The sequence below is a fragment of the Brotaphodocola sp. genome (assembly GCF_050873065.1).
Lineage (GTDB): Bacteria > Bacillota > Clostridia > Lachnospirales > Lachnospiraceae > Brotaphodocola.
This window is the reverse complement of record NZ_JBNMIC010000080.1, coordinates 1-7,463: the sequence shown is the minus strand read 5'-3', so window position 1 is coordinate 7,463 and position 7,463 is coordinate 1. Positions and strand designations below refer to the sequence as shown.

The 7,463-nt window shown below is 52.2% G+C and carries 3 protein-coding genes and 1 pseudogene; all 4 read left to right on the top strand.

Going from position 1 to position 7,463, the window contains the following annotated elements:
• Positions 1-132 (top strand): annotated as a pseudogene (locus ACR0QE_RS12530) (lactaldehyde reductase); the annotation flags it as partial.
• 357 nt (positions 133-489) lie between these two features.
• Entirely contained in the window at positions 490-4,209 is a 3,720-nt protein-coding gene (locus ACR0QE_RS12525) for a DNA translocase FtsK (RefSeq protein ID WP_432628680.1), read from the top strand.
• Between the two features lie 32 nt (positions 4,210-4,241).
• On the top strand, positions 4,242-5,912 hold the full coding sequence (locus tag ACR0QE_RS12520) for a formate--tetrahydrofolate ligase (protein WP_432628679.1): 1,671 nt from the start codon (positions 4,242-4,244) through the stop codon (positions 5,910-5,912).
• 281 nt (positions 5,913-6,193) lie between these two features.
• Positions 6,194-7,463, top strand: a 1,270-nt coding sequence (locus tag ACR0QE_RS12515; protein WP_432628678.1) for a UDP-N-acetylmuramoyl-L-alanyl-D-glutamate--2,6-diaminopimelate ligase, incomplete at its 3' end; no start/stop codon positions are given.

The following is a 7,463-nucleotide window of genomic DNA, read 5'->3' as shown; positions in this document are numbered from 1 at the left end:
TTGAAGGCAATCGTGAAGGAAGAGGATCTCGACTTCCTGTCTGAGTCCGCATATGCAGATGCATGCCGCCCGGGTAACCCGAGAGACACTTCTGTGGAGGAGATCAAGGCCCTGTATCGCTCTCTGATGTAAAAACATATAGGCACAGATTAAGAAAAAATAAGAAACCTTCCTGCCTGTCCATCCTCTGAAGATTGAAAAGATGGGCAGAAAGGGGATAAAAAACAAAAAAAATGAAAAAAAAGGAAAATGAGGGAAAGGTTGCAATTCCTCTCATTTTTTTGTATACTATCTTCATTGGATGTGCGGTCATGGTTTTTGTACCGCCTGTTTTTGTCGTCAGAGATTCCCGCAAATGCAGATTTCATGAAATAAATTAGGAGAGAACCGGCGGGAAAACAGAGGGCTTTGGCATCGCGTCTGTATCGGGATGTCACGAGAGGTGCAAAAGGACTGGCAGGGCACATCTGGGAATGAGGAGGCATATTTGTGGCAGCAAGCAAGAAAATGAACAGTGAGGAGAAGTCTGTAAAAAAGACAGCATCACAGACAAAGAAGATAGAACGTTCGGCAAATCAGAATTCAAAAAGCCGTGCGTCTTCCACGAAACGAGGAGGCTCGGCTTCAAACAGACAGACGGTGCGTGTGGCAATCCAGCCGGAACCGGAATGGCAGGAAGAACCGGATTTTGTCCAGTCGGAGGCAAGTATCCTGCTTTCGCTGGCGGTTGCACTGCTTCTGTTTTTAAGCAATCTGCATGTGTGCGGAGCGGCAGGAGAAGTGGCAAGAAATATTCAGATCGGAGTGTTTGGTACATTCGGATTCGCCCTTCCGATTGCACTGGCGGCAGCGGTGGTCTTTTACAGCGCCAATAAGGATAATCCGCTGGTGACCAGAAAAATTGTGGCGGGAGTGATTCTCGGAGTAATCATCTGCTGCTTCGTACAGTTATTTATGGGAAGTGAGCCGGGACCGGGAGAGGGAATTTCTGTTTATTACCAGAAGGCAATCAAGAACGGAACGGGCGGTGGAATGCTCGGCGGTCTGATCTGCATGGTACTCAAGAAGATTCTTGGTGGTCTTGGAACATTTGTCCTTTTGTTCGTGTGCATGATCATCACGCTCGTGTGCATCACGGAGAAGTCTTTTTTGCGCCTTGTGCAGGAGCAGGGAGAATTGGCCTGGGAAGACTTCGGGAGAAGAAGAGAGGTGCAGGCAGAGCGCAGACAGCAGCGCGTGAGAGGTGTGGATCTCGGTGCGATCGATTTAGCATCGAGCAAGGTTTCCCGCGGACTTCGCGTCTATGACGGAGAAAAGTCGGAGAGCGAGGAGCAGAGAGAGGCTTATCTGGAGGAGAAGCGCGCAAAATCGGCGGGCATTACGCTGATGAATGAGACTTCCGGAAGAAAGAAACCGTCCGCGAGTGCAAGAAACCGCCGGATGATGGCACAGCAGCCGATGTACAGCCGTGGCGGAGCGGGGATGGAAGATCTGATTGTCGGAGTTCCTCTTGGAGCACCGGCACCGGCTCTGTCAAAACCGGGCACAAATGCGGACGGGGAGCCGGCTGTGGCAAAAACCATTCCGTTTTCCGAGGCAGCTTCCCGTCAGGCGGCAAAATCGTTGGAGAAGTCTGCGCAGGGACAGGCAGTTAAGGAAGACGAGAAACTTGAGACGGCGGGAAAATCCGCGAGAGAAGAAGCTGACGACGGAAGAAAGAAGACAGCATCCGAACAGGCAAAACCTGAGAACACAGATCGTGCCGGGGTAAAGATTTCAGAGCCGACGATCACGAGACCGGATCCGGCAGACATCTTTACGGGAAGTATTTCCCATCCGGAGGGATACCATGTCTACACGGCGGAGGATGAGATTTACTCCCAGAGCAAGCCAAAGTCAGGTGTGAATCCGTCCTCCAATCCGGTACCGTTTGAGACATCCTGGCAGACGAGACAGGTTTCGGCACCGCAGATCTTAAAACAACAGACCACACAGGCGCCATCTGTGCCAGTTAAGACGAGTGCACCGTTTGCAGAGGAGCCTTCAAATTCAAATGCTTCTTCTCCGGCATCGTCCGGACAGCAGCTTGAGCGTGCGCGCGGACAGATGGAGAAAGCGAAGGACGAACTTCCATTTGAGGAGGAGAAGGAGGCGGAGTATGGAACCGCTGTTTCCTGGAGCCTTCACGCATCCGGGGCAGAGCCGAGACAGACAGAGGTACCCAGTGACACGGTAGACGATGCAGCGAAAGAACCTGCTTTGTCAGTGCCGCAGCCTGAGAATGATCAGACGGAGGATGTCTGGGTGAATGTCACATCGAGAAATTCCCGTCCGCAGGCGGATCTGCCATCTGGAAGAAGCCTCAGGGAGACACTCGCAAGCAAATCCGGAAAGACCGTCAGACCGTTCAATCAGGCAAACCCGGCGGAGAGATCCGGAGCAGATGCCGGACGTTACCTTCCGGACCCGGCACCGGTAAATCCAGAATTTGCCACCCGCGGATTTTCCGGGCGTGACTGGAGCATGGATGATCGCGATGTGAGAGTAAAGCAGACTGAGAGCGGCGGAAGTTTTGCGGTTCCGTCCGCAGAGCGTCGCGTTGTGACGGCATCCGGAAAAGTGATTGAGACGGAGACCGAAGCACTTCACAAGAAACTTGAGTCGAAGCGCCAGGAGGAGCTGCGCCAGGCACGGGAAGAGCAGGATGAGAGTGTTGAGACGGAGATCCGCAGGGAGGAAGAACTCCCGAAAAAGGAGTATGTGTTTCCGCCGACGACCCTGTTAAAAAAGGGGGCCCCGAGTGCGAACACATTTTCGGATGAGGAGTACCGCAAGACCGCAATCAAGCTTCAGCAGACGCTCAGAAACTTCGGAGTCGGAGTGACGGTGACGAACATCAGCTGTGGACCGTCTGTCACCCGCTATGAACTTCACCCGGAACAGGGAGTCAAGGTCAGCAAGATTGTCGCCCTCGCAGATGACATCAAACTGAGCCTTGCGGCAGCGGACATCCGCATTGAGGCGCCGATTCCGGGCAAGTCCGCAGTCGGCATCGAGGTGCCGAACAAGGAGAATAATACCGTTTATTTGAGAGACCTCTTAGAGTCGGAGAATTTCCGTACCCATCCGTCCCGCCTTGCTTTTGCAGTCGGCAAGGACATCGGCGGCCAGGTTGTCGTGACGGACATCGCAAAGATGCCGCATCTTCTGATTGCAGGTGCGACAGGTTCCGGAAAATCAGTCTGCATCAACACGCTGATCATGAGTGTGATCTTCAAGTCGAAACCGGAGGACGTCAAGCTGATCATGATTGACCCGAAGGTTGTGGAGTTAAGCGTCTACAACGGAATTCCGCATCTTTTAATTCCGGTTGTGACGGATCCGAAGAAGGCTTCCGGAGCGCTCAACTGGGCAGTTGCAGAGATGACTGACCGCTATAAGAAGTTTGCACAGTACAATGTGCGCGACTTAAAGGGATATAACGCAAAGATCGAGAGCGTGCGGGATATCGACGATCCGAACAAGCCGAAGAAACTGCCTCAGATCGTCATCATCGTCGATGAGCTTGCAGATCTGATGATGGTTGCTCCGGGAGAGGTTGAGGATGCAATCTGCCGACTCGCACAGCTTGCGCGTGCAGCGGGCATCCATCTGGTGATTGCGACGCAGAGACCGTCCGTGAATGTCATCACGGGTCTGATCAAGGCAAACATCCCGTCAAGAATTGCATTTTCCGTGTCATCCGGTGTGGATTCCCGGACGATTATCGATATGAATGGTGCCGAGAAGCTGCTCGGTAAGGGCGATATGCTCTTCTATCCGGCAGGTTTTCCGAAACCTCAGCGTGTGCAGGGCGCATTCGTCTCCGATCAGGAGGTGCAGGCTGTTGTCGATTTCCTGACCGAACAGGGAATGACAGCAGATTACAGCGCCGATGTGGAGACACAGATGAATGCGGCACCGTCAGCAGGAATCGGTAGCGGCAGGGATGCGCGCGATGAATATTTCGCGGAAGCGGGAGCTTTCATCATTGAGAAGGACCGTGCATCGATCGGCATGCTTCAGAGGGTATTCAAGATCGGGTTCAACCGCGCGGCGCGGATTATGGATCAGCTTGCGGAGGCAGGCGTTGTCGGGGAGGAAGAAGGAACAAAGCCCCGCAAGGTTCTGATGACGCAGCAGGAGTTTGAGGAGCTGTTAAGGCAGTAACCAACAAAGCCCTTATCAAAGGAGGAAAGTCTATGAAAACGGATATTGAAATCGCACAGGAGTCGGTGATGATGCCGATCAAGGAAGTGGCGGCAAGCTACGGAATCTCGGAAGACGATCTGGAGCTTTACGGAAAATACAAGACGAAATTGACGGATGACCTCTGGAAACAGGTGAAAGACAAGAAAGACGGAAAGTTAGTTTTAGTGACCGCAATCAACCCGACTCCGGCAGGAGAGGGAAAGACGACGACGAGCATCGGACTTGCGGATGCACTCACGAGACTGGGACATAAGACTCTGATTGCACTCAGAGAGCCGTCTCTCGGACCGTGCTTTGGAATCAAGGGAGGAGCAGCCGGCGGCGGTTACGCACAGGTTGTTCCGATGGAAGATTTGAACCTGCACTTCACAGGAGATTTCCATGCGATCACTTCTGCGAACAACCTGCTTGCAGCTCTTCTGGACAATCACATCCAGCAGGGCAATGCTCTTCAGATCGATACGAGACAGATCCTCTGGAAGCGCTGCCTCGACATGAATGACCGTGTGCTCAGAAACATTGTGGTCGGTCTTGGCTCCAAGGCAGACGGTGTTGTGCGCGAGGATCACTTTGTCATCACGGTTGCATCCGAGATCATGGCAATCCTCTGTCTGGCAAATGACATGAAAGATCTCAAAGAGCGCCTCGGCAAGATCATTGTTGCATATAATTATGCAGGAGAGCCGGTGACGGCAAAGGATCTGAATGCAGTTGGTGCAATGGCAGCACTCTTAAAAGATGCGATCAAGCCGAACATGATTCAGACGCTTGAGCATACGGGTGCCCTCGTTCACGGCGGACCGTTTGCAAACATTGCACATGGATGCAACAGCGTGCGCGCGACGAAGACGGCTTTAAAACTTGCAGATATCACGATCACCGAGGCGGGCTTTGGTGCGGATCTCGGTGCTGAGAAGTTCTTTGATATCAAGTGCCGGATGGCAGGTCTGAAGCCGGATGCAGTTGTCCTTGTCGCAACAGTTCGTGCGCTCAAGTACAATGGCGGTGTTCCAAAGACCGAGCTTGGGGAGGAGAACCTCGACGCACTGAGAAAGGGAATTGTAAACCTTGAGAAGCACATCGAGAATATCCAGAGGTTTGGCGTCCCGGTTGTTGTGACATTAAACTCCTTTGTCACGGATACGGAGGCTGAGTATGAGTTTATCCGTACGTTCTGTGAGCGCCGCGGCTGTGAATTCGCCCTCTCTGAGGTCTGGGCAAAAGGCGGTGAGGGAGGTGAAGCTCTCGCACAGAAGGTGCTCAAGACGCTCGAGTACAAGGAGAGCAATTACCATCCGCTCTATCCGGACGACATGAGCTTAAAGAACAAGATCGAGACGATTGCGGGCGAGATCTACGGAGCAGACGGTGTGACTTACGCTCCGGCGGCACAGAAGGCACTGGCACAGATTGAGAAGATGGGATTTGGCAATTTCCCGATCTGTATGGCAAAGACCCAGTACTCCCTGTCTGATGACCAGACGAAGCTCGGACGTCCGACCGGATTTACGATCAATGTGCGCGATGCGTATGTATCCGCAGGTGCCGGATTTGTCGTTGTTCTGACCGGTGCGATCATGACAATGCCGGGACTTCCGAAGAAGCCGGCAGCAGACGGAATCGACGTGACGGACGACGGTGTGATTACCGGTCTGTTCTAACAGATAATGAGATAAATGAGATAACAGACATTTTAGATATTTATTTAAAAAGATTAAAAAGATCAAGAAGATAAGAGGCAACTCTGGAAATCTCTCTGGTTTTGACGCAGGCAGTTAGGAAAAAGGAAACGATCAGATGAAAAGACGCTCGAACGGTTCCGGAAAGAGAATGCGGAAAATCGGGGAGATTTCCGGGTTATGCACCGATATTTTAAAATATTTCCGAAGTGATTTTAGTAAGACTAAGATTCGGAGAAGATGCAGGGAAAGGAATCAGAATCATGAAGATCAGAGACTGGCTTGATAGGCTGGATTACACACTGCTTGGCGGCAGCGTGGAGGAGGAAGTGGACGAGGTTGTCTATGATTCGAGAAAGGCGGCACCGAACACGGTGTTTGTCTGCATGAAGGGAACGAAGAGAGATTCCCATGATTACATTCCGCAGGTGCTTGAGGCAGGATGCAAGGTTCTCGTGACTGAGCACCCGGTGGAGGTTCCTGAGAATGTGACGGTAATTCTTGTAAAATCCGGAAGAGAGGCACTTGCACATCTGTCGGCAGCCCGCTTTGGCTATCCGTCGGGGAAACTCTTGATGATCGGTGTGACCGGAACAAAGGGAAAGACGACGACGACGCACATGATCCGCAAGATCATGGAGACAGCCGGAAAGAAGACCGGAATGATCGGCACAAACGGAGTTTATATTGGGGAAGACCACTATCCGACGATGAACACGACGCCGGAATCCTATGACCTGCATCGCTACTTTGCGCAGATGGTCGAGGAGGGATGTGACTGCTGCGTGATGGAGGTTTCCTCCCAGGCATTCAAGATGTACCGTGTGGCAGGCATCACGTTCGATTACGGAATTTTCACGAACATTTCCCCGGATCACATCGGACCGGATGAGCACGCTGATTTTGCGGAATATCTGTACTACAAGAAGCAGATCTTTGCACAGAGCAGATTTGCGCTTGTCAATGTGGATGATGAACATTTTGAGGAGATTGTAAAAGATATTCCGTGCGAGTGGGCAGGATTTGGCATGGGCAAAACTGCGACTTATCGCGCAGAGAACCTTCGCTATGTGTCAGAGCCGGATTTTGTCGGAATTGAGTTTGACATTCATGGCGCCCATGAGATTCCGGTCAGAGTCAATATTCCGGGAAAATTCAATGTCTACAATGCGCTGGCAGCTTCGGCAGTTGCCCTGAAGGCAGGAGTTCCCGCAGAGAAACTCCAGCATGCGCTTGAGCACTTAAAGATTGACGGAAGAATGGAGATTGTCTACACATCTGAGCAGTGCTGTGTGATTGTCGATTACGCGCACAATGCAGTCAGCATGGAGAGCCTTCTTGAGACTCTGCGCGAATACCATCCGAAACGCCTTGTCGTGGTCTTCGGCTGTGGCGGAAACCGTTCGAAGGAGCGCCGTTACTCGATGGGAGAGATCGGCGGACGGATGGCAGATCTGTCGATCATCACCGCAGATAACTCCCGATTTGAGAAGGTGGAGGACATCCTCGCGGACATTCGCGGAAGCATTGAGA

What these genes read in the sequence shown, in the direction of transcription:
- ACR0QE_RS12520 (WP_432628679.1), top strand. Translation starts at nt 4,242, where the DNA reads ATGAAAACGGATATTGAAATCGCACAGGAGTCGGTGATGATGCCGATC.